14 protein-coding genes are annotated in these 21033 nt (G+C 63.6%); 6 read left to right on the plus strand and 8 right to left on the minus strand.

What is annotated here, in order from left to right; genetic code table 11:
- Complete coding sequence (locus VOI21_RS06370; RefSeq protein ID WP_323768868.1) at positions 1 to 915, plus strand: LysR family transcriptional regulator; 915 nt, start codon at positions 1 to 3, stop codon at positions 913 to 915.
- 93 nt (positions 916 to 1008) lie between these two features.
- On the opposite strand, the gene VOI21_RS06375 is transcribed toward VOI21_RS06370, so the two are convergent.
- Together VOI21_RS06375 and VOI21_RS06380 are read right to left on the minus strand one after the other, a co-directional pair.
- Positions 1009 to 1428 (minus strand): hypothetical protein, encoded by a 420-nt coding sequence (locus VOI21_RS06375; RefSeq protein WP_323768871.1) that lies wholly within the window; start codon positions 1426 to 1428, stop codon positions 1009 to 1011.
- A gap of 3 nt (positions 1429 to 1431) precedes the next feature.
- Complete coding sequence (locus tag VOI21_RS06380; protein ID WP_323768873.1) at positions 1432 to 1893, minus strand: cupin domain-containing protein; 462 nt, start codon at positions 1891 to 1893, stop codon at positions 1432 to 1434.
- 107 nt (positions 1894 to 2000) lie between these two features.
- Here VOI21_RS06380 and VOI21_RS06385 point away from each other — a divergent pair, with 107 nt between their 5' ends.
- On the plus strand, positions 2001 to 2942 hold the full coding sequence (locus tag VOI21_RS06385; RefSeq protein WP_323768875.1) for a LysR family transcriptional regulator: 942 nt from the start codon (positions 2001 to 2003) through the stop codon (positions 2940 to 2942).
- Positions 2943 to 2968: 26 nt separating this feature from the next.
- On the opposite strand, the gene VOI21_RS06390 is transcribed toward VOI21_RS06385, so the two are convergent.
- From VOI21_RS06390 to VOI21_RS06400, 3 genes are all read right to left on the minus strand, one after another.
- Positions 2969 to 5959, minus strand: a complete 2991-nt coding sequence (locus tag VOI21_RS06390) for a hypothetical protein (RefSeq protein ID WP_323768877.1) — start codon at positions 5957 to 5959, stop codon at positions 2969 to 2971.
- Between the two features lie 206 nt (positions 5960 to 6165).
- Positions 6166 to 7326: a PLP-dependent aspartate aminotransferase family protein gene (locus VOI21_RS06395; protein WP_323768879.1), complete on the minus strand. Its 1161-nt coding sequence runs from the start codon at positions 7324 to 7326 to the stop codon at positions 6166 to 6168.
- Between the two features lie 250 nt (positions 7327 to 7576).
- Positions 7577 to 9766: a DEAD/DEAH box helicase gene (locus tag VOI21_RS06400; protein WP_323768881.1), complete on the minus strand. Its 2190-nt coding sequence runs from the start codon at positions 9764 to 9766 to the stop codon at positions 7577 to 7579.
- Positions 9767 to 10189: 423 nt separating this feature from the next.
- Between VOI21_RS06400 and VOI21_RS06405 the strand changes: the two genes are divergently transcribed.
- Genes VOI21_RS06405 through VOI21_RS06420 form a run of 4 tightly spaced genes read left to right on the plus strand, consistent with a single transcriptional unit; the run spans position 10190 to position 18404 of the window.
- Complete coding sequence (locus tag VOI21_RS06405; RefSeq protein ID WP_323768883.1) at positions 10190 to 12529, plus strand: ATP-binding cassette domain-containing protein; 2340 nt, start codon at positions 10190 to 10192, stop codon at positions 12527 to 12529.
- Positions 12530 to 12574: 45 nt separating this feature from the next.
- Positions 12575 to 14782, plus strand: a complete 2208-nt coding sequence (locus tag VOI21_RS06410; RefSeq protein WP_323768885.1) for a hypothetical protein — start codon at positions 12575 to 12577, stop codon at positions 14780 to 14782.
- Positions 14779 to 17238, plus strand: a complete 2460-nt coding sequence (locus tag VOI21_RS06415; RefSeq protein WP_323768886.1) for a vWA domain-containing protein — start codon at positions 14779 to 14781, stop codon at positions 17236 to 17238. Before VOI21_RS06410 ends, VOI21_RS06415 begins: the two co-directional genes overlap by 4 nt.
- Positions 17235 to 18404 (plus strand): hypothetical protein, encoded by a 1170-nt coding sequence (locus VOI21_RS06420; RefSeq protein ID WP_323768888.1) that lies wholly within the window; start codon positions 17235 to 17237, stop codon positions 18402 to 18404. Before VOI21_RS06415 ends, VOI21_RS06420 begins: the two co-directional genes overlap by 4 nt.
- Here VOI21_RS06420 and VOI21_RS06425 read toward each other — a convergent pair.
- From VOI21_RS06425 to VOI21_RS06435, 3 genes are read right to left on the minus strand one after another with little or no spacing between them, the layout of a single operon-like run.
- Complete coding sequence (locus VOI21_RS06425) at positions 18325 to 18879, minus strand: hypothetical protein (RefSeq protein WP_323768890.1); 555 nt, start codon at positions 18877 to 18879, stop codon at positions 18325 to 18327. The two genes, VOI21_RS06420 and VOI21_RS06425, sit on opposite strands and share 80 nt — an antisense overlap.
- The gene (locus VOI21_RS06430; protein WP_323768892.1) at positions 18876 to 19826 is read right to left on the minus strand and encodes a hypothetical protein; all 951 of its coding nucleotides are present in this window, start codon (positions 19824 to 19826) and stop codon (positions 18876 to 18878) included. Before VOI21_RS06430 ends, VOI21_RS06425 begins: the two co-directional genes overlap by 4 nt.
- Positions 19823 to 20962, minus strand: a complete 1140-nt coding sequence (locus VOI21_RS06435; RefSeq protein ID WP_323768894.1) for a hypothetical protein — start codon at positions 20960 to 20962, stop codon at positions 19823 to 19825. The genes VOI21_RS06430 and VOI21_RS06435 overlap by 4 nt, the downstream gene beginning before the upstream one ends.
- Between the last annotated feature and the right edge of the window lie 71 nt (positions 20963 to 21033).

A 21033-nucleotide genomic window follows, 5' to 3' on the forward strand; every position in this document is an offset into this window, starting at 1 on the left:
ATGACTCGCTATACCAACATCAATGCTCTGCTCGCCTTCATCACGGTCGCGCGTGAGGGCAGCGTGTCGCGCGCCGCGGACGTGCTGAACCTGACTCAACCCGCCGTCAGTCAACAGCTAAAGCGGCTGGCGCAGGACACCGGCACGCCGTTGTTCAGCCGCACCGGCACCGGGTTGATATTGACGGACGACGGCGCCGCCCTGCTGGCAAAGGCAGAACACGTCCTGAACGCCATGGACGATTTTCGCAGCAGCGCGCGCAAACGCAGCGGACGGATCGGCGGCACGCTGCGGATTGGCACCATCGTGGACCCGGATTTCATCCGGCTGGGACCGCTGTTGCGCCGCCTGCGCGCGGATTATCCCGACATCACCACGGAACTCAGCCATGCGGTCAGCGGAGACGTGCTGGCCCGGTTGGCCCGTGGCCAGATTGATGCCGGGTTCTTTCTTGCCGCGCCGGACGCACCGGCCCCGCAGGCCGGTGACGATCCGGTTCACATGATCCCGCTGGCGCAGTTTTCCTATCGCGTGATCGCGCCGCCGGGGTGGCAAAGCCGCGTGGACCGGGCCGATTGGCCCTCGCTGGCCACCCTGCCCTGGATTGGCACGCCGCCGACCTCATCCCATCACGGATTGCTGGCAGAGGTCTTTGCCCGCCACAACTGCGTACAAAACGTCGTCGCCAAGGTCGATCAGGAGGCGTCGATGCTGGAAATGGTCCGCGCCGGTGTCGGCCTTAGCCTGTGCCGGGAATCCATCGCGTTGCACGAACGCCAGACCTCGGGGCTGGCGGTCAGCGACGTGGTCACGGTCCCCGCCCGGCTCAGCTTTCTCACGCAGGAGCGTCACCTTGACCGCCCGACGGTGCGGGCGCTGCTGGACACGCTGAGCCAGACATGGACACCGATCTGAACACTGGTCCGAACCGGACCGACGCCGGTCGGTGGTCAGCACGGTAGCGATCCAAATGCCCCGACCCGTACATGGCCGCGCCGGGGCACCGCATCATTCCGCAGGATGGGCCTGCGGCAACGCCCCACCAGTCGCCGCCCGGTCCGGGCCAACGCCGTGGCGCACCACCATGAAGGCAAAGAGCGCCATAGAGACGACCGCAAGGACGGAGCCGATCTGAGCAAGAACCTCAGTCGTGCCGGTCATGGCCAAGACGATGCCCGGCACCAGAACGATCACTGTGAGCGTGACCAACACGTAGTGAATTGCCGCCAGACGCGTCCGTGCGGCGCGTGCTGTCAGGGTGTAATAGGTTCCGAATACCGACATCATGACAAAGCCGATCAGGTTCAAATGGCCATGCGCTGGCGACAATGAGTGATCGTGCGTGGCCGACATCTGGATTCCCCAGATCATCCCGCACAGCGCAAAGAAGGCAGCGGTCGCAAAGAACAAAGTCGGAAGGGATTTCATGGTTCAGGTCTCCTGTAAGTCGGCACCAAGCGGCGGTCCGGTGAAGCTGAGGTTGTGACGGGCGGCGATCTGTTCGATCTGCGCCATGTCGTCGGGAATGCGGAAATCGCCCGCGGCCATCTCGACAAAGAACCGCTCGAACCCGCCTGGGGTCAGGATCACCAGATGCCGCGCGGGCACGTCGCTGGTCACCCGAAACGTGTGCTCTGTGCCGCGCGGCACAAAGACGGTGCCACCCGGACCACAAGACACCGTCTTGCCCGCCAGCCAGAATTCGGCGTCGCCGGTGAGCATCACAAAGCTTTCGTCGGCATCATGGTGGATATGGCGCGGTGGGCCCGACCCCGGCGGCGAGACCGAGTCCGTGATCGACAGGGTTCCGCCACTGTCTTTGGTGGACAGAATGGTGCGGTAGTGGACCCCGAGCCATTCAATGGCATCCGGGCCAAGCAGGGACTCTTTCATCGTCTCCTCCAATTGAAATGCTGGAGACGAAAGCGCTTTCGTCGGGCTTCACTTTACTGCGCACGTGGTCATATGAAAAATCGATTAAAGATATTACACATATACACATGGCGAATTTATCCAGCTTTGACCTCAACCTGCTGCGCGTTCTGAATGCGCTGCTTCTGGACAAGTCGACCGTCAAAGCCGGGGACCGTCTGGGGCTGTCGCAACCGGCCGTCTCGGCGGCGCTGGGGCGGTTGCGCGCGGCACTTGGCGATCAGTTGTTTTTTCGACGCGGCAAAGGGATGGAGGCGACGCAATACGCCCTGTCGCTGGAAGAACCGCTGCGTCATATCCTAGAGCAGACAGAGGCATTGATACGGGATCGAGAGGACTTTGACCCGTCGCGGTCAACGGATAGGTTCCGGATCTCTGGCAGCGATTTCTTTGCCGAACTTTTGATGCCGCAACTTGCAGACCGGCTACAAGGCGTCGCGCCGGATGTGCGGGTTCATCTGGTCAGTCTGGTGTCGGATGACCACATCGGGACGCTGGACCGCTATGAGGTCGATTTTGCGCTGATCCCTGCGCTGGACCTGCCCGATTGGGTCGAAAGCCAGCCGATGTTCCGGTCCAGTTTTTCGGTCGTCGCCCGCAAGGGGCATCCCCGCCTGCAAAGAGCCGGGGTCGGCCCCGGCGACGTTGTTCCGATCGACCTGTTTTGTGATCTGGGCCATGTCCTGTTTTCCCAACAGGGCAATATCAAGGCGATGGGCGACGCAGCGCTGGCGCGCGTCGGACGCACGCGCCGGGTCGTGATGACCATGCCGGTGTTTTCCGGTGTCTACCGGGCGGTTGCCGGATCGGATCTGGTGGCCTTGCTGCCGACCGCACTGGCCCGCCATGTGGCCGAGGACGCGGGCCTGACCATTTACCGCGCGCCCATGCCGCTCGACGTCGTTCAGATCATTTTGGTCTGGCACCGGCGCTATTCGGCCAGTCGCGCGCATGAATGGCTACGGGCAGAGATCGCCAACCTTCTGGCCCCGTTGGACGAAGGCGGCTAACCGCCTTCGTCCCTTTCACCGCGTCGTTATTGCAGCACCGCAGACGCCGACCCGGTCGCCAGCTTCCAGTTTTCGATGGCCGTACCTTTGGTCTTGAGCCGGCTGGCAAGGTAATACAGCCGCTGCGTCGCCGGTCCATTCGGGGCGGTCTCAAACCGTTGCTTGAGATAATAAGGCGGGATCGCCTGCGAATAGAGCGTCGCCGTGACCGTCACCTTGGACGGGTCTACCCCATCGGGAAGCGTGATCCGGTATTCCAACGCGTCAGAGCCGGGTTTGAAATCCGGATCAGAGGCGGCCCGCCCCTCCGGGACGGTCGCCTTCATAAAGGCGGCGGTGACCTCGCTGTCACCAAATCGCGCAATGAACTCTTGCGTGCCGGGGGTCAGCGCGCCGTGCGGGGTCAGGCGGTTGTCCTTGGGGTGAAAGTCCCGGTGCACAAAGCTGGTGGTAAAGACACGTTCGGCGTTCAGGGTCAGTTCCTCGTAAATCTGCACCTGTGTCTGGTCGCTGATGACCCTGTAGTGCGGCTGGTACAGCGCGATGTCGGCCCCTTCGGGCACCACGTCCAGAAACTCTGTCTTCAGCGGCATCCCCAACGGGTCGACAATCACACCTGCCCCGTTTGTGCAGCCCGAGCACCACAGCGTCTCACCGCTTTCGCCCACAACCTGCACCTCGAGAAAGGCCCGACGAAAGCTGACGCCCGATGGCAAACGGTGCCCGGTCTTATTGGTCACCTGCACATTGGCCACCAGTCCACCGTACCCCTTGCTCAGGTCCAGCGTGACATCCGCCGTCTCCTCTCTGGCTTGCAGAACCATGGTGTCGATCGCCAATTGTGCGCCATTGGTCGCATACGTCATCGGATCGGTGCGGCTCATCCCCATTTCGGCGCTGAACTGACGCATCATTTCAACCATGAACACATTGAGACCGACAAAGTTGTGCCGCCGATAGCCCTCGCGGAACGGCACGTCGACATCTTCCTGCGGCAACAGGTTCGCCACATCGGGCAGCTTGGTGTCCTGGATGGTGGCGATCTGCGTGGTTATGGCAGGGACCGACAGACTGCCATCAACGCTGTGGAAGTCGGACTTCATATGGCAGTCCTGACAGGACTGCGCCGTGCCCTTTTCGCTGTAGATGCTGTTGACCCATTCGATATAGGTGGCTTGCTCGACCGAGTGCTGAAACTCTGTCAGCGCCTTTGGGAAGGTCACGCCGTATTCGGTGTTGAGCAAGGCCGCACCATTGCGGGCAGCATCGTTGAACACCTTCTGATCCGCTGCCGTGTAACCCTCTAGCGGCTCGTCCGTGGGCGCATCCACATTGGGCAGGTTGATCGTATGGCACGCCCCGCAAAGCTCACTGTCCTTGATGTAGTCGTCCTTGACCGGCGTGATCCCCATGGCATTCTCCATCGGTTTCTGACGCACATCGTCAAACGGACCGATCAGGCGGTCTGCTTCGGTCATCCGAAAGACCCCGGTGGTGCCATTCATCAAGTAGGTATCCAGTTTGTTGTACTCTGGTTGCCCCTCAGCCCGTTCGGGCGGTGCAATATGGTGGCAGACCGTGCAGGAAATCCCCTCCCGCGCGAGGTTGCCGTAGAGGTGGTAATCATAGGTGCCGTCGGCCTTTTGCGCCTTTTCCTCGGCCTCGGTCAGCGGGCTGTGCAGCAGGGTATAGGCGACCTTGAAATTGTTGGGGTCCAGACCGGCGTCGGGGTTGGCGTGGGCGTCGATCTCTAGCTGCCTCTGGCCCATCGCGCCGTGGCACGACAGGCAGGTCGTACCCAGATTAGAGGTCAGATCGCCCGAACCGGCCTTTTGCAGCAAGGCAAACTCGCTTTCGAGCTGGGCGAAAAAGATCGGGTCACGGCCGGCCAGCCCCATCGGCGACCAGCGCCATTCGCCGTATTCCGAAATGTTATAGCCATCACCATAGTTCGGCCCGGTTTGCAGAAACATCGTCGTGCCCGAGGGCGGACCGCCAAGGCCGCCGTGGCAGCCGATGCAATTGTCCGAGGTCAGGAAATGCTGCACATCGTTGGGCCGCGCCGGCACATGGTCCAGCCACTCACTGGGCAGCGTCTGAACCTTTCCCGGTGGCACCGCAATGCCGCCAGTGGGCGGGAACATCGCAGCGAAGATCGGGTTAATCACCATCGGAGAGGGCGCCACCTTGGCATTGGATTTCGCCAGCGCCGTCTCGTTATGAAAGTAGTCTTCGATCAGGGCCGCCTCGCTGGCGCCCATCGCCGGGCGCTGGACGGCTGGCAGGTTGAACGGCCCCGGCGGGAATCCCTCCATATCGCGCCAGCTTTCGTCGACGCGAAAGATCAGCGGCTCACCGGGATAGCCTTCGACATTGTCGAGACTGGAATAGATCAGTTCTTCGGCGGCAGAGGCGTGGCAGCGCATACACATCCCGTCCCCTGCCTGCCCCGAGGGCGGCGTAAACGGAGGGTCAAAGTTGTCCACCGCAGCCGACTGTCCGACAGAGGCAAAGAACCACCCGCCATGCGACAGCGCGCTGTCCTTGACCATGACGGTCCAGTTAAGCCCGCCGGTGGTGCGCAGAAACTCCAGCATCTCGGCCTCGACCTTGGCGGGGTCGTCAGGGTGCATGTAGTCCAGCATCTCGCGGTATTCGACATAGCGGGCGGCTGGGGGAGAGGCCATTTCCTTGACCACGATCGCGCCGTCGGGAATGACGCCTTTCCGCCCGCCTTCAAGCCATGTCAGGACCTCTGGTGAATAGTAGATCCGCACCGCCGGATGCACGCCGTACGAGGTATCGAGAACAAACGGCCCGGTGTCGCGCCAGCTCTTGTCGCGAATCCATCCCTCCTTGGCAAAGGTGCGGTCGGCGATGAACGGATAAAGTTGTTCTTCGTAGTCCAGCAGCGGCAACGACGATGGCAACGGCAAGGTCGTACTCTCGGCCTGCGCCAGCGCAGCGCCTCCGGACCAAACGGTGAGAAGGGTGGCGGCGACGCTGAAGCGGAGCATGTCTTGAAACCTTTTTGGAGAAGTTCCACCAAAGGATGCAAGCTAGGGCTGTATAAATCAAGTCTTCTGGCCAAACTCGGCCCCGAAGGACGGATCGGCACGAGTCAACGAGCATGCCCAACCGTCGGATATCCATCCGACGGCACAGCGATCATACAACAGTTGTCGTGCGACTTGACCGACCCGCCGTGGCGGATCGGGACGCTTTAGCTGAATGCCCGCGCCAATGCCTGTTCAAGGTCATAGATCAGGTCATCGGGGTCTTCGATCCCAACCGACAGGCGCAGCAGCCGTGCATCCACCGGGAACCCCTCACCCGAGACTGTCTTGCGATGTTCGATCAGGCTTTCCACCCCGCCCAGCGAGGTTGCAGGATAAAACAGCTCGCAGAACCGCGCCACGTCGATGGCGTTCTGCTCGGTGCCATTGACGAGGATCGACAACATGCCGCCGAACTGACCGTCGGTCTGACGCTTGGCAATCTGATGTCCCGGATCGGTCGGCAGTCCGGGATACAGCACCGCCGCCACGTGCTGGTGGCCGTCAAAGTGCCGGGCCAGCGCCATGGCATTCGTGCAGGATTTCTCGACCCGCAGGAACAGTGTCCGCATGCCACGGATCAGCAACCATGCATCGTGCGATTGCAATACCGTGCCTTGCAGCTTGCGCACCAGATAGATGTCTTCCCAGTCCTGATCGGTCTCCTTGACCGACAGCACCCCGGCGGTGATATCCGAATGTCCGTTGAGGTATTTGGTCGCCGAGTGGAAGGAGTAGTCCGCACCAAAATCAAGCGCCCGGGTCATGTTGGGCGGCGTCGCTGTGCAATCCGTCAAAAGCTTTGCCCCGGCGGCATGGGCAATCTCTGCGGCGGCGGCGATGTCGGTCACTTCCCAGCTGGGGTTGTTGGGCGTTTCGACCCAGACAAGCCGGGTTTCGCCCGGTTTGACGGCAGTCGCCAGTTCATCGAGGTTTCCGGCGGTGTAATAGTCGAGAGTGATCCGCTGCTTCGCCGCATAGGTCTGAAACTGATGCAGGACCCCGTGATACATGACACGCGGCACCACCACATGCGCGCCGGTCGGCAATTGCTCAATCACCGCAGTGCAGGCCGACATGCCCGAGGCGAACAGAAACGACTCCTTGGCATTTTCCAACTCAGCGATGATGGCCTCGGCGTGGCTGGTGGTCTGGTTTCCGTCACGGCGATACCAATAGGGTTTGCGCACTGCGTAGTTTTCGTCCCGCGCATAGGTCGCCGCAGGCTGGATCGCCGGGACGACCGCCCCGGTCTCGGCTTCGACGGCGTGCAGGGCCTGCGCGACACGGGTGGCAAGAGAGGGTTTGCGATTGCTGTGATCGGTCATGAGTCTGGTCCGTATTCTGGTGGTCGCCGTTGCGGGAACGGCATCGCGCGAGATCACGCCTCTTGCAAGGGCCGACGTTCAGAAAACCCAGGATCGGTCACAGGCTTGATGACGCTTGCAGGAAGGCCGGGTCATTTTTGACCCGAGCGCCCACCTAACGTGAGGGGCAACCACACATACAGCGATCCAGACAGCGCGCCCCACCCGGACAAACCGTCCGGTTGGGGCCGCACCGTGGGAGTGCCTGACCTCAGCGCTTGCCACGCCGGGGTGCGTCAAAGCCGCCCTCACGGGGGCCACCCGGTCCGCGTGCCTTGGACGGGGCCTTGCCCGGTTTTTTGGGCGTGAACCGTTTGGAGGTGTTGCTGGCATCGCCCGCGCTGGCACCTTGCGGTTTGCCTTTGCCCGGCCCTTTTGGCTTGGCACCAAAAGGTTTCGGACCGGCGGATTTATGTCCGGGTTTGCCTGCCGGGCTGGGCCGGGCCTTGTACTTTGCCGGTCCGGCTGCGTCCTTGTCCTGTGACCGGGCCTGTGCCGGAGCAGACGTGGATGCCTCTGCCCGTGGCTTTCCCTCGTACTTGGGCTTGCCCTCGTGCTTAGGCTTTCCTTCGTATTTCGGTTTGCCCTCGTACTTGGGCTTACCTTCGTACTTTGGCTTATCGCCAAATTTCGGCTTGTCGCCATACTTGGCCTTGGCGGCGGGCTTTGGCCGGTCGTCGCCCTCCGAGCGTTCCTTGCGCGGCGCGGGTGCGGCGGCGTCGTCGCGTGGCGGGCGCGGCTTGCGCGGCTTGTCGTCGGATGCACGATCCCGGTAAGGACGCGGCCCTGCGCCGTCCGGCTTTGGCCCCCGGCGCTGCGGTTTCAGGTCCGGGGCCTTGTCCATGGCACGCACCTTGATGCCGTCTTCAAGAACGGCCTCCGCCCCCAGTCCCGACAGAAAGCCGTCGACCTTGGTGGCCAGCAATTCCACGTAGGTCTCACTGTCCTGCACCCGGATCGCGCCGATATCGTTCTTGTCGAGCCCACCGGACCGGCACAGCAGCGGCAACAGCCAGCGTGCCTCTGCCCGGTCACCGCGACCAACCGACAACGAGACCCAACGGCTGGGACCAAAGCTGCGCTCGGCAGAGCGCGCCGGTTTCGCATCCGGCGGCAGCAGTTCCTCAGGCGCGGCGTGGCGTGACTGGTAGAGACGCAGATAGGCGGCGGCGATGACCTCGGGGCCGTGCCGCTCCAGCAGTTTGGCGGCAAAGGTGGCCTGTTCCTCTGTCACCGGCTCGTCCCAGGCCGGATCGGACAACAGACGTTCCTCATCCTGCCGCAGAATATCCTCCGGCGACGGGGCCTCTGTCCATTCGGCGTTGATCTTGGCCCATTTCAGCAGCCTGTCGGCCTTGTTGGTCATCCGCGGCGGAACGATCAGCGCCGATATCCCCTTGCGGCCGGCCCGACCCGTCCGGCCAGAGCGATGTAGCAAGCTTTCGGTATTGGTGGGCAGATCCGCGTGGATCACCAGATTGAGGTTCGGCAGGTCGATGCCGCGCGCGGCCACATCTGTCGCCACGCAGACCCGCGCCCGCCCATCGCGCATCGCCTGCAACGCATGGGTTCGCTCGGTCTGGCTGAGTTCCCCCGACAGGCTGACCGTGGCCAGCCCTCTGTTGCCCAGCCGCGCCGACAAATGGTTCACCGCCGCGCGGGTATTGGCAAAGACGATGGCGCTTTGATCATGGTGAAAGCGCAGCATGTTGAAAATCGCATGCTCGCTGTCCGACGCCGCGACGCGGATCGCCTGATAAGAGATATCGGCGTGCTGGGTGGTGCCGCTGAGTGTGCTGATCCGCTTGGCGTCGCGCTGATACTGTTCGGCCAGTTTGACAATGGTCGGCGGCACGGTGGCAGAGAAAAGCAGCGTGCGCCGCTCTGTTGGGGATTCCCCAAGAATGTATTCCAGATCCTCGTGAAACCCGAGATCCAGCATCTCATCCGCTTCGTCCAGAACCGCGGCCTTCAACCCGCTGAGATCCAGCGATCCGCGCAGGATGTGGTCCTTGAGACGTCCGGGCGTGCCGACAACGATATGCGCCCCGCGTGACAGGGCGCGGCGTTCGTCGCGCATATCCATGCCGCCAACGCAGGACGTCACCACCGCGCCGGTGCGGGCGTACAACCACGCCAGTTCCTGTTTGACCTGAAAGGCCAGTTCGCGGGTCGGTGCGATGACCAGCGCCAGAGGCTCTGCCGCACGGTCAAACGCCGTGGCCTCGCCCAGCAACGTGGGCGCGATGGCAAGGCCAAAGCCAACGGTTTTGCCCGACCCGGTCTGCGCCGAGACCAGCAGGTCCGACGCCGCCAGTTCCGGCGCGATGACGGCCTCTTGAACAGGGGTCAGCTTGTCGAATCCACGCTCTGCGAGCGCCTCGGACAGGGAAGAGATCATAGTGGGGAATTTCCATGGAATAGCGGCAGCACGTGCCGGAAACAGCGCCGCATCGGCACAAGACCCGGACGTATAGGCCAAGCCTGCGGGAAAGTACATGGCCGAAAGGCGCAAACACGGCATTTTATTGCCGGGGCCACAAACATATGCGCCGACAATCTGCCCAACTGGGCCGAACCGGACCTGTGCGGCGATCCGTCAGGCCCCACTATGCACCGAATTCGAATGCCGTCCAGAGCGGTTCGCTGCTGTCCGGGGCTCATGACGGAAAGCCCCCGCAGAGTCCCATCTCCTCAACCTCGGCCGCCTGTAGCCTCACCCCCGCCGTCATCCAGCGGGCCTGCGCCCTTGCACGGCTGTGCCGAACACGGTTTAGTCAACCGCAGGTGATTTCAAACAAACAGGTTTCAAGTGCAAAAGCGCGTGGCGATTTGCAGAAAGACCGGTGTGGTCTACCGCTCGGCGCAAGGCAGCGAGCAACCCGGTTTTAGTGGCATCTACATCGACACTTTGGACATCACAGGCCCCGGCGTTGTGGCCGTCATGGGGCCATCAGGCTCTGGCAAATCGACCTTGCTGAGCGTTTTGAGCGGCCTCAAGGCACCAAACCTTGTATCCGCCGTGCCGGGTGGGTCGCACCTTTGCCTGCTGCCCGGCGGCGACGACAGTGCGGACCTTTTGGCAGGCGCTCTGCCGAAACCGGGAACGGTCAGTTTTGTCTTTCAGGAATCCTACCTGATGAAAAGCCTGTCCGTGGGGTTGAATGTCGACATGGCGCGCGCCCTGACACGCCCACCGCTGCAACCCGCACGGTTCAACCATTTGATGACAGAATTCGGCCTCCTTCGCTCGGACGGCAACGCCGAGGCTTTGCAGGGTATGCGGGTGGCCGACCTGTCCGGGGGACAACAGCAGAGGATTGCCGTGGCCCGCGCGCTTGCCGCCGACCCGCGCGTGATCTTTTGCGATGAGCCTACCAGCAGCCTCGATTCCGCAAACGCCCGGCGGATCATGGGCCACCTGCGCGACTGGGCGCTGGACACTGGCGCGACGGTTGTCTGGGTCACGCATGACGAGGCGCTGGCGCTGGAGATCGCCGATGCGGTGCTTTATGTCGACCGGGGCCGGGTCTTGTCACAGGACGGCGCGCCGCTGGCCTTGCCCGACAGGTCTGACACCGCGACTCGGCGCGCGGCGCTGGACCGGCTGAAGGCGCAAGGGGCCGACCTGCCCCTACTGGACGAGGCCTTTGTCGGCGATGAGGGGCTGCTCCTGAACCCCACAAGAGCGGAGCAGCGCCGCGCCAATGGCGCGCCTGAGGAAAGCCCCGCCCCCGCGCGGTTCAACCTTTTCGGGATCATTCATTTCATCTGGCGCTTTGTTCTGGCGGAATTGTTCCCGCGCCAGCCCGAACCCCAAAACCCGCCGGGCTGGCTGCGGCGCATGTCACACCGGATCTGGGGCGGGCCGTTCCAGTTTACCCGCCCGACCTTTGCGCTAATCATCCTGCTGGGCATCCTCGCGGCCTATGCGACCCTATTCGGGACCTCTGTTCTGGACGCGAAATTTGCCCGCGACCTGTCACGGCCAGAGGTCTCCCACTACACACTGGAACGGTTCGGTGACGTGGACAGCACCGCCGCCGACCTGCTGTCCTTGGGCGCGGTGCGACAGATCCAAAGCGATCTTGCGGACCGTTTTGCCCCCGATATAGCAGCAGGCGCGCGCCCCCCGCAGGTCTTTGGCAGACGGCTGGAACTCAGCGTGCGCACGGCAGATCTGCGCGGCGACTGCGACGACGCGCGCAACCGGGCGGGCAACGCCGTGCTGGTGGTTTTTGACCATGCCGAGCCGCTCTATCGCCAACTGCCGGTCACGCCTCCGGGTGCGCGGCTTTTGACAATCGGCCAATTCGACAAACCCGATCTGCGCGATGCGGCCTTTGTCACGCCGGATTTTCTCAAGCGCCGGTTCGGCATCGACCCGGGCGATCCCCTGCCCGACCAGTTCTGTTTTGGCACCGAGAAACTGCTCAAGCCGGTGCACATCGCCGGTTTGATCGCGGACATCCCCGGATCGTCCGTGCTGAGCGCCGAAATCGCCATGACCAACGACGCCTACCTGCGGCTGATGAAAACACCTGACATCCGCCCCAACCACTGGGGCAACGGCTGGCCGCCCTTTGACAGCGCGGCGCTGTATTTCGACGCCGACTATGCCGAGAAACTGTTCTGTACAATCGACGAATGCGCCGACCGGCCAGAACTTTACGACCAGATTTATGGACCCAGCTACAAGCTGAACGATGACGCGCTGGCACAGGTGCGGCGGCTCTTGGGGATTGCACTGGGCAGCCGCAACCTGCTGTTCGCGGTGATGACGGCCATGTCCGTCTCCATCGCCATTGCGGTCGGCCTGTCGGTGCAGGCCTTCATCGTCTCAAATGAACGCTTCCTCAGCATCATGCGGGCGGTGGGCTACCGGCTGGGCCACATCGCGTTTCTGGTGCTGCTGGAACTTTTGGTGATCACGCTGGTCGCGACCGTCGCGGCGGTCTTTGTACTGGGCCTCGCCCATCGGCTGCTGGCGGCGCGCGTTGCGCGAATCTGGGACCTGTCGCCCGACTGGCTGGACTGGTCCGCGGTTCAGACCGCGCAGGCGGTCGGACTGGCCTATGGGCTGGTGCTGACCGTTGGATTGGTTGTTGTGGTGCACTGGTGGCTCAGCCACCGCGACATTGGACAGAAATTGCAGGGCGTGTGACGCTGGGGCGGGCACGCTGGACAAAACTGCGAAGGGAGAGAGGCCATGAAACACACAAGGTTTGCGGTGACCCTTGGGCTGGCTCTGTCCGCGGGCGCGCTGCACGCGCAGGAACCACCGGTCTGTGACGCCGTGCTGGTGGCTTTAGCGGAAAGCAGGCTGTCGGGCGATCTGTCGGCGATGAACCTGATACGGGACGAAACCCCACTGTTTGACGCCGTCGCGCTGCGCACACCAGAGGCGCAGCCGGTTTTTTCCGGCTATTTCGGGCGATTGGCAGAGCGCCAGCGCGACCCGGTGGATTTCAATACGACGGGCGCGTTCCGACACGAAGGCTGCGTCGAGGTCACCGGACTCCTGCGCACTGACAGAACCCTCGAGGAACTGCCCCGTCGCGACGGCACCCCGATGCCGGTGTCGGTCTTTGTCTTCAATGAAGGCGTGTTTGACATGGCCTTTCTCGAAGGCCCCTCGATCACCGAAACCAACGCCCGGATGAGTGTTGGCCCGCTTCTGTTCCATCCCGACCTGCGTGAAGGCGGGGCGTTGACCGCGCAAGGCGATGCATTCGCCAGCTTCAGCGTCGCCCCGTACATCGCCAACGAAAAGGATACGACGCTTGGCAAAGCGGACTATGCGTGGATGGGTCTGGACCTGCGGCAGGGCAAGGGTCGGCAATTGGTCGCCGTAACCTGCGACCGGCCATGCTCCAGTTATCTGAACGGATTCAAAACCCGGCTGCTGGCGGCCAGCGGCCCGGTGATCCCCGTCGCGCCACCTGTGACCAAAGCCCCGGACGCCGGTGGCGAAGACCCGAAATTAACCAATGGTGTCAATGCCTTTACCGATGAAACCCTGTCGATCACACTGATCGGCCCCGAAGAAGAGGTGATCCTTCTGGAGAGCCTGCCTTTGCAGGAGGCAATGGCCCAATTCAGCCACGATCCGCAGGCGCAAAGCGCCATTCGCGCCGCGCTTGAGGCACTTGGCGGCAGCGAGGCCGACCGCGCGCTGGCGCTGGCGCAAATGATCGAGTTCGGCCTGCTGGACGCAGGCCTGCAGTCCTATGCAATCGTCGCCGCTGACCGTGGCTATCGGCTGGTCCTGCGCGCCCCGCCACCGCCGCCCCCTCGCCTGCTGACCGGGGTGGACCTGCTGCTGGCGGACCCGCCGGGAAGCGCCGTGTTCGAGTATTGCAACCCGTTGGTCGAAATCACCCACCCCGATCATGACCCGGTGCGCCTGCCCATGCAGATTGATCTTGGAAGCGCCGTCACCAACGCCGAGGGCGAAGAGGTCTATGGCAGGCTCACCGTGGCGATTGACCCAGATCTGGCGATCTCTGCCGTGCCTCTCGAAACCCTCAACCTGCGCCTGTTTGCGGCAACAGAGGTTCAGTCCCTGACCAGCCCGGAACCGCATCCGTCCAGTTGCAGCCTTGCGTGGGGCGGACGCTTCCCCGAAACGGCGCTGCCATTGGCAGGGGTGTCACAAATGCCGGTTCTGCCCGTATCCGTGACCGATGACGGCCATGTGATCTTTGCCGAGGCGACGCTGCGCAGCACTGCGCGGCCGGTCTTTGTCCTGCTCTACAACACCACCGGGCTGGAGGACACCAACGGTGCGCCACTCAGACCGGACCTGTATCCGGGCTGGACCCACGCGCGCGGCGGGCGCGATATGCAATCCGCGCTGAGCATCCTCGTCAGTTCGGCGCAGGCGGTCTTTGGCCAACGGGTCGAGGATCTGTTCCTTTTGCAGGCGGCGGGGGGTGTGGCAAAGGGATTTCTACCGCCTGAACCGCTGACCGCCGAAAGCGCGCTGCGCGCCGCCGACGCCCTGCGCCCCGGTGAGGTTGGCCCGCTGAACCTTGAGAACGAGTTGAAAGACCTCGCCAATTCCACTGCAACCACACCGCGCTTTGTCATCATTGGACGCAGCGGTCTGGATGCGGGTGCTGACTATTGCGCCTCCCCCCCGGCCTTGCCAGAGGCCAGCCGACGCGGATCTCTGGTGATCGATTTCCTCAGTCGCGAGGCCGCGTTTGACCTGTCCCGACCGGTTCAGGCAACGCTGATCAACCCGACTGGCCCTGAGGCATTTACCGAGGCCGCCGAACGGCTTGCCACCCGCTGTCCCGAAGATGGCAGCGGCCTGGTCCACTGGGTCCTGACACCCGATGTCGCGGATCAGTTCAAACTGATCCTCGCCCTCGAAACCCTTGCCCCCTATCTCTTCGGAGGCCTGCAATGATCCGCCTGACCGCCGCCCTTCTCCCCGCCGTGCTGGCGCTGGCCTTGCCCGCGAGCGCCCAGCAAGCCGACAGTTTCGTCAGCCCCTCTGGGACCTGCCAGACCGACCTTTACGAAAAGATCTCCGCCTATCCGCGCAGTGGCAACAGCGTCACGGTCCGCGCCCAGCAGATCAAATCGGGCCGACTTGCCCCGCAACCGATGACCGACGCGGTGATCCCGCCGTTCACCCCGGTCAAATGTTATGCCCGCACAGAGGACCTTGTGCTGATCCTTGCCGAAGAGGGGCAGAATTTCTGCGGCTGGGTGCCGCGCACCGCGCTTTTGGGCGGGGCGCAGGGCGATGCCGGGCCGATCACGCCGTTCAACCGGGGCCGCGCCTGTCCCTCCCTCGACCCGATGAGCGTCTCTGACTATTGCGCCCGCAAGGAAGAACTGGGCAGCTTTGAGGCGCTCTGCGAAGAAATGCGCCAACCTGACGGCAGTTTTGCCGACAACCCGATTGAAACCAAGTTCCTGACATGGAACGCCAATGCCGAAGACCCCGCCGACCGCACCGCCGTTGCGCGGTATTCCGCACCGGACACCGATGCGCGGCTGGCCAGCGACCTGTCGATCTTTTCGGTCTTCAAGGTCTGGGATGTGGCGGCCTCACCCGACGGCGAGGACCTGTTTGTGCTGATCGGCCCGGATCAAAAGACGGTCGAGGGCTGGGTGCTGGAAACCGCCGGAACGGTCTGGTTCTCGCGCCTGACCACGTTTTTCCAAGCGGGCGCAACGGCCCCAATCCTGACCGAGGCCCCTGGCACCGCCGCCGCCGAACCGCTGGCCGAGGTGCCGCCCAATCTGGACGCGATGCTGACGGCCACTGAGGATTTCGACAAATTCCCGGTATTGGTCGACAACCGCGCACCCGAGGCAACGCTGGGCACCCGGCAGCAACCGCATCTTGAGATCGCCTTTATCGGCGCACGCTGCGGCAAGGACCAACTGTGCTCCGAGGCCAGCGGAGACCGGGTGGTGGACAAAATCAGCCTGCTGGATTCCGTCGACGTGCTCTTTGTCATGGATGCGACGGCCTCTATGGCCGACTACTTTCCGATGGTCGCCGAAGAGGTCGCCGACATCGCACTGGCGCGCGCCTCAACCACCAACCGCTTTGGCGCTATGATGTACGGTGACTTTATGTCAACGCGCGGCATGGAATTGGCGTCTCCGATGCAGATCAAGACCGCCGTGCCGCTGACCGAAATCTATGGCGGCGATGAGTTCGACCCGCTGCAAACATCCGATCTGTTCATCGCCGACCCGGTAGGTGGCAAACCAGAGGCCGCCTTTGCCGCGTTGTTTCAGGCGATCACCTCTGCTGACTGGCGCCCCGACGGCGTGCGCATCGTTGTACATATCGCCGATCACGGCGACCGAGCCCCCGCCCCCGATGCATTGGTCGAATTGATGATCGAGCAAAACGTGCTTTACGTGCCGATTGCGGTGCTGGGTGAATTCATCGCCGGGGTGAACGATGGTTTTGTCACCCAGACCCGCGACCTGCTGAACCGCACCCGGATCGGCGGTGTGCCGATGGGGATCGACACGCAACTGACCTATGATCCCGCGCGCGGTGGCCAGTCCGACGATGAGGCCCGCCTGCGCATTCGCCAGTCGCTGCGCGGCGCGACGGAACTACAAGACGTGATCAGCACGCAGATCGCCAGCGTCCTTCTTAGCGGTGAGGAAAGCACTGTGGCGGAATCGAACCGCTATCCGCCCGGATACGCGCAACTGGTTGCCGCGGCCCGCAAGATCTACGGTATTGATCTGGACGACGTGCAAAGCTCTGCCGAGGCGCGGACACTGGCGGCCAAGGGCTATGTCGCGGTCCCCGCCGACGGCACCTCAACCGATTGGGACTATTTCGCCGCGATCGGCCCGAACGACGTCAAATTGCTGTCCGAGCAATTCGACATCCTGTGCAAGTCGATGCATGACACCGGCGCTGAGGGCCTGCTGTCCAACGCGCTGCGTCAGGTGATCGAGATTCTGACAGGAGATGTGCTGTCGCGCGACAACGCGCTTTACTTTGCTTATTTCGACAACCGCGACGACATCCCGCTGGTCAATCGGACCATCCTTGGCGACGGGGTCTTTGAACTGGGTCAGGACCTTGGCAGCCTGTCCAAAACCACCCGCACGCGGGTCGAGGCCTACCGCCGCGAGGCGTGCCGCACCCGCAAACTGCTCAAGCTGATCGATTCCAACCTGCGGGTGGAGCGCCCGTTCGAGATTGGTCCTGACGGGCGGCCCGGCGATCTGGTCTGGGATGAGGTGGAACAGGACTATGACGATCTGACCAGCCGCAAATACATCTGGCCACGGATTGGTATTGGCAACGTGCAGACGATCTATCTGCCGCTCAGCTACATGCCGCGCCCCTACGATGAGGTCCGGATCAAATGACCGACCCGACCGGCGCGCACCCTTATTACCGGTTCCGCAGTCAGGCGCGCTATGGCCGCGCACGGGCCGATTTGCTGGCGTGGTATCTGTCAGGGACCCAGCCGGATGAGGACGCGCTATTCGATCCGGCCGAGTTCATCGCTGCATTGCCCCCGGATAGCCCGCTGCTGACCGCGCTGGCGGCCCGTCCCGAAGGCGCGCACCCGGACACCTTTGGCGCGGCCTTGGTCTATCTGCGGATCTGCCTGCAATTGTCCGAACTGGACTGGTCGCCACACGAAAGCTTTGAAGCGGCTTTGGCGGCCACGCGGACAGCTGCGGCGATGCGGTCGGACGTGCCTATTGACGTGTCATCGCCCGCGCCGTCCCCCGATCCGGTCAAGGTGCCCCCGCCCTCAAGACCCCGCCGCCGTCGCCCGATGATGCGGGCTTTGCGCGGGCTATTCTTGCTGGGGATGCTGGCGCTGCTTGGATGGTCAGGCGGGCGGCTGGTCCAGACCACTGTCGAACGTCGCGCCATCGCCGCCGATCTGCAAACCCCGCTTTCCGGGTTCATCACCGCTGTGTCCGGCCTGTCGCTGTCGCTACCGGGTTTTGCCTCTGCCTGTCTGGCCACCGCGCCGCAAAGCTGCCGTAGGACCGATCCGGCACAACCCTACGCCACCGCCCTGCGCACCGATCTGTCCCTCGCCCGCCGCACATCCGGCCAGATGCTTGCCGCGCTCGCGCCCTTGGCCCCCGAGGGCGGCACCGACTGGATCGTGGCGACCCCGGCGCAGAATTGCCGCGTCGGCGGCGAGGACGCGCTGGACGACGACTGGCGGCTGGTCACTTCCCTGTGCCGGGTGCGCGAGCGGTTGACGGAATATGAGCTTTGCCTTGTCGGCCACCCGATGCTTTCAGACCGCCAATGCACCGATCTGATGCGCCTTGCCATGGCCGATACCGCTTTTGACTGCACCGACTGCCCGCCGCGCCCGGCCAATGTCTTTGATCCCCGGCTGGAATGGACCCGCGAAAGCCGGGTAGCGGCAGGGCTGGTGCTGGAGGCGCGCCGCTTTGGCACGCCAGAGCCGATCCTGCGCCTTACTTGGAGCCGGTTGACTCGGGATTATCTTTGGCTGCGCGCCGAGGTGTTGCGCCACTACGCGGCGCTGTCAGGCTGATCGCTGTCCCGACGGCCATCCACACGCTCAGCAGCCCCGGCGCGGACCACGGCCAGACCACAAAGGGTGAGGCCATCGGGGCCACAGTCAGCACCTGCATCAACCCGATATGCACCCCGCCCGCCAGCAGCGCCATGCCGACCGCAGCCCGTCCGCCAAAGCACAACAGCGCAGACAGGCCCGCCGCCCCACCCGCGCCCAGCATCAGGGCCATCGCCGCCCCCTGCCCTTGAAGATCCGGCAGCAGGGAGAACACCAGCCCCCCCAGCAGGGTCGCCAGAGACGCCGCAGGCAGCGCCCGGAGCATCCAAGCCGGACACAGCACTGCCGCCAGTCCCAGCGCCGCCGCCAGCGACCAGAACCAACCGCCCGGTGCCAGTGCCGCCCCTCCGGCCCCCTGCCACAGCCCGAGACCCGCAAGCACGATCAACGCCAGCCAGCCCGCCTTGCATCCAACGAACCGCAGCCGCCTCATGGCCGGGCCTCTTCCAGCAGTTGCAGCAGTCCTTGCAGTTCCAGCGCCACACTGTCCGCGCATATCGGCGCAGGCGGGTCCTTAAAGGCGGCAAGCGCGCCTTCAGCCAGCGTCTTGCGCCGCGACAGAACCGCCAGATAGACTTGGACCGCCTGCATACCGGGCGCGCGGTCCGGGGCGCGCAAACTGCGCGACAGGTACAATTCCAGATGCGCCGCAACCCGTGGGCAGGGTTCCAGATCGGCAATCTGCGAAAGGGCTGTCAGCAAATCGGTGAACTGCGATTCGCAGGCCTCGGCGCTGGAATGTCGCCCTGCGGCCCCCCGCAGGTGATCGCCTTGCGCCAGCGTCAACCGAAGGTTCAGCGCCAGCGCGTTGAAAAAGCGCGGCTCCGCTAGCGCGGCGGTACGTGCGAGGGACAAGGCGTCATGCTCGCGCCCCTCGGCCTCGGCCAACATGGCTTGCAGAAACAATAGATCGCTGCGCGGAACACCCGGATCCTCGACTGCCGCCATGTGGTCCAACGCCTCGGTAAACCGGGGATCGGCCATTTGACCCGCCCGCAGCGCCGTCAGCGCGATTTGCAGACCCGCCGCATAGCGCAAGCCCGGGTCGGGGCTGTCCAACAATGGCGCGGCCAGCGGCGCGGCCCCGTCCAGCGTTTCCGCCAGTGCCGCCAGTGCGAGGGCCTGCCTGTCCGTCTCGGTGCCGACCAGCAGACCGGGGCGACGCAGAAAGATGGTATCGGCGTAGGGTTGATCCGGGCCGCTGGAACAGCCGCGCTGCATTTGATCGCTCAGCCCCTGACACAGGCCCGAACAGGACGGTTCCGCAGGTTGAACCGGTGGCAGAGGAATGCAGGGCGCGACCCGAAAGACAGGGCATTGCTGCGCCGCCAGCGGCGCGGCGGCCAGCAGGACCCCCGCCAGCGCCGCCCCCCGGATCACGGACACAGGTCCTGACCGCTTTGGGCAAGACAGGTTGCCGGGAACTGCTTGCAAATCAGGTCGATCGCCACAAACGGCAACGCCGCATCAATATCGTCGATCGGGTCTGGCCAGATCGCATTGATGGTGTCCTGCGCTTGTTTGCCCTCGGCCAGTTCCCGGATCATCCGGTTGAACCGTACAGGCGGCAAGCCGCCAAAGACATCGGGTTGGGATGTCACAAAGGCCACCAGATCCTCTGCGCTAGGGACTACGGCGCAGGACAAGGCGCTGTCCGGGTCGGGAGCAGGATCTGGTGTCGCGGCGGCGTCCGGCGCGGGCGCGGCAGGATCGCCACCCTCTGACAGCGCGGTCAGAAAGCGCGTGATCTCTGCAATCGGACTGGCGCTGCAGGCGGTCAGGTCCAGCGTCGGCGCGGCGGCGGCCAGCAGTTCTTGCGCACGGGCGTTCAGGCGCGCCGCCGCGGCCCGGCACACATCCGCAACCGAAAGCTGTTTGCCCTCAAGTGCAGCCTGCGCGACGGCCAATTCAGCGGTCGTTGCCTGCGCGTCCTGCGTCAACCGGGCAACTTGGGCATCCAGATCGGCCTTGGCGGCGGTCAGGACGTCAACCTGCTCCCTCAGGTCGGCATTCTCCGCCGTCACCTGCGCCAATTGCGCCTCCAGTTCCGCGATCTGATCCTGCAAATCGACCTTGACCGGCGCGCAGACCTCATCCGTTTCAAAGGAACATTGCGCGATCAGCCCTTTGACCTGCTCGCGGAAATAGCGTGTCCGGCGGGACAGGAAATCAACGCAGCCCAGAACGGTCAGATTGGCGGCGCGGCAGTCCGGTGGCATCCTGTAGGCGGCGATGAACGCGGGACACTCTGCATCCTCAACCGCGTTGATGTCACAATAGAGATCCAGCGAAAACTGTCCCAGCAACCCCAGACAGTCCTCAGCCGTTACCCCGGCCTCGGCGCAAAGGGCGGGCAGCGCGGCGGGCTCTGGCACGGGGGTCGGGTCGTCCCCTTCGTCTTGCGCGAAAACAGGCTGGAATGTCAGAAAAACCAACGCGATAGCCGTCAAAACCAACGCAAGACCGAAACGGCGCAACCCCGCCAGACGCGGTTCAATATCGAAATCAAAAAACATTTGCTATCCTAGGGACCAAGGGTATCTTCGGATGGTGACACGCGTTTGACAAGTTCCCAAGGTATCTTGGA

Origin of the sequence: Antarctobacter sp. (assembly GCF_034670325.1) — a bacterium.
Taxonomy (GTDB): Bacteria; Pseudomonadota; Alphaproteobacteria; order Rhodobacterales; family Rhodobacteraceae; genus Antarctobacter.

Excerpts from the sequence above, each read along its gene's own strand:
- VOI21_RS06370 (WP_323768868.1), top strand. The coding sequence starts at position 1 with ATGACTCGCTATACCAACATCAATGCTCTGCTCGCCTTCATCACGGTC.
- VOI21_RS06435 (WP_323768894.1), bottom strand. The coding sequence starts at position 20,962 with ATGTTTTTTGATTTCGATATTGAACCGCGTCTGGCGGGGTTGCGCCGT.
- VOI21_RS06400 (WP_323768881.1), bottom strand. The coding sequence starts at position 9,766 with ATGATCTCTTCCCTGTCCGAGGCGCTCGCAGAGCGTGGATTCGACAAG.
- VOI21_RS06390 (WP_323768877.1), bottom strand. The coding sequence starts at position 5,959 with ATGCTCCGCTTCAGCGTCGCCGCCACCCTTCTCACCGTTTGGTCCGGA.
- VOI21_RS06410 (WP_323768885.1), top strand. The coding sequence starts at position 12,575 with ATGAAACACACAAGGTTTGCGGTGACCCTTGGGCTGGCTCTGTCCGCG.
- VOI21_RS06395 (WP_323768879.1), bottom strand. The coding sequence starts at position 7,326 with ATGACCGATCACAGCAATCGCAAACCCTCTCTTGCCACCCGTGTCGCG.
- VOI21_RS06385 (WP_323768875.1), top strand. The coding sequence starts at position 2,001 with ATGGCGAATTTATCCAGCTTTGACCTCAACCTGCTGCGCGTTCTGAAT.
- VOI21_RS06375 (WP_323768871.1), bottom strand. The coding sequence starts at position 1,428 with ATGAAATCCCTTCCGACTTTGTTCTTTGCGACCGCTGCCTTCTTTGCG.
- VOI21_RS06380 (WP_323768873.1), bottom strand. The coding sequence starts at position 1,893 with ATGAAAGAGTCCCTGCTTGGCCCGGATGCCATTGAATGGCTCGGGGTC.
- VOI21_RS06415 (WP_323768886.1), top strand. The coding sequence starts at position 14,779 with ATGATCCGCCTGACCGCCGCCCTTCTCCCCGCCGTGCTGGCGCTGGCC.
- VOI21_RS06420 (WP_323768888.1), top strand. The coding sequence starts at position 17,235 with ATGACCGACCCGACCGGCGCGCACCCTTATTACCGGTTCCGCAGTCAG.
- VOI21_RS06425 (WP_323768890.1), bottom strand. The coding sequence starts at position 18,879 with ATGAGGCGGCTGCGGTTCGTTGGATGCAAGGCGGGCTGGCTGGCGTTG.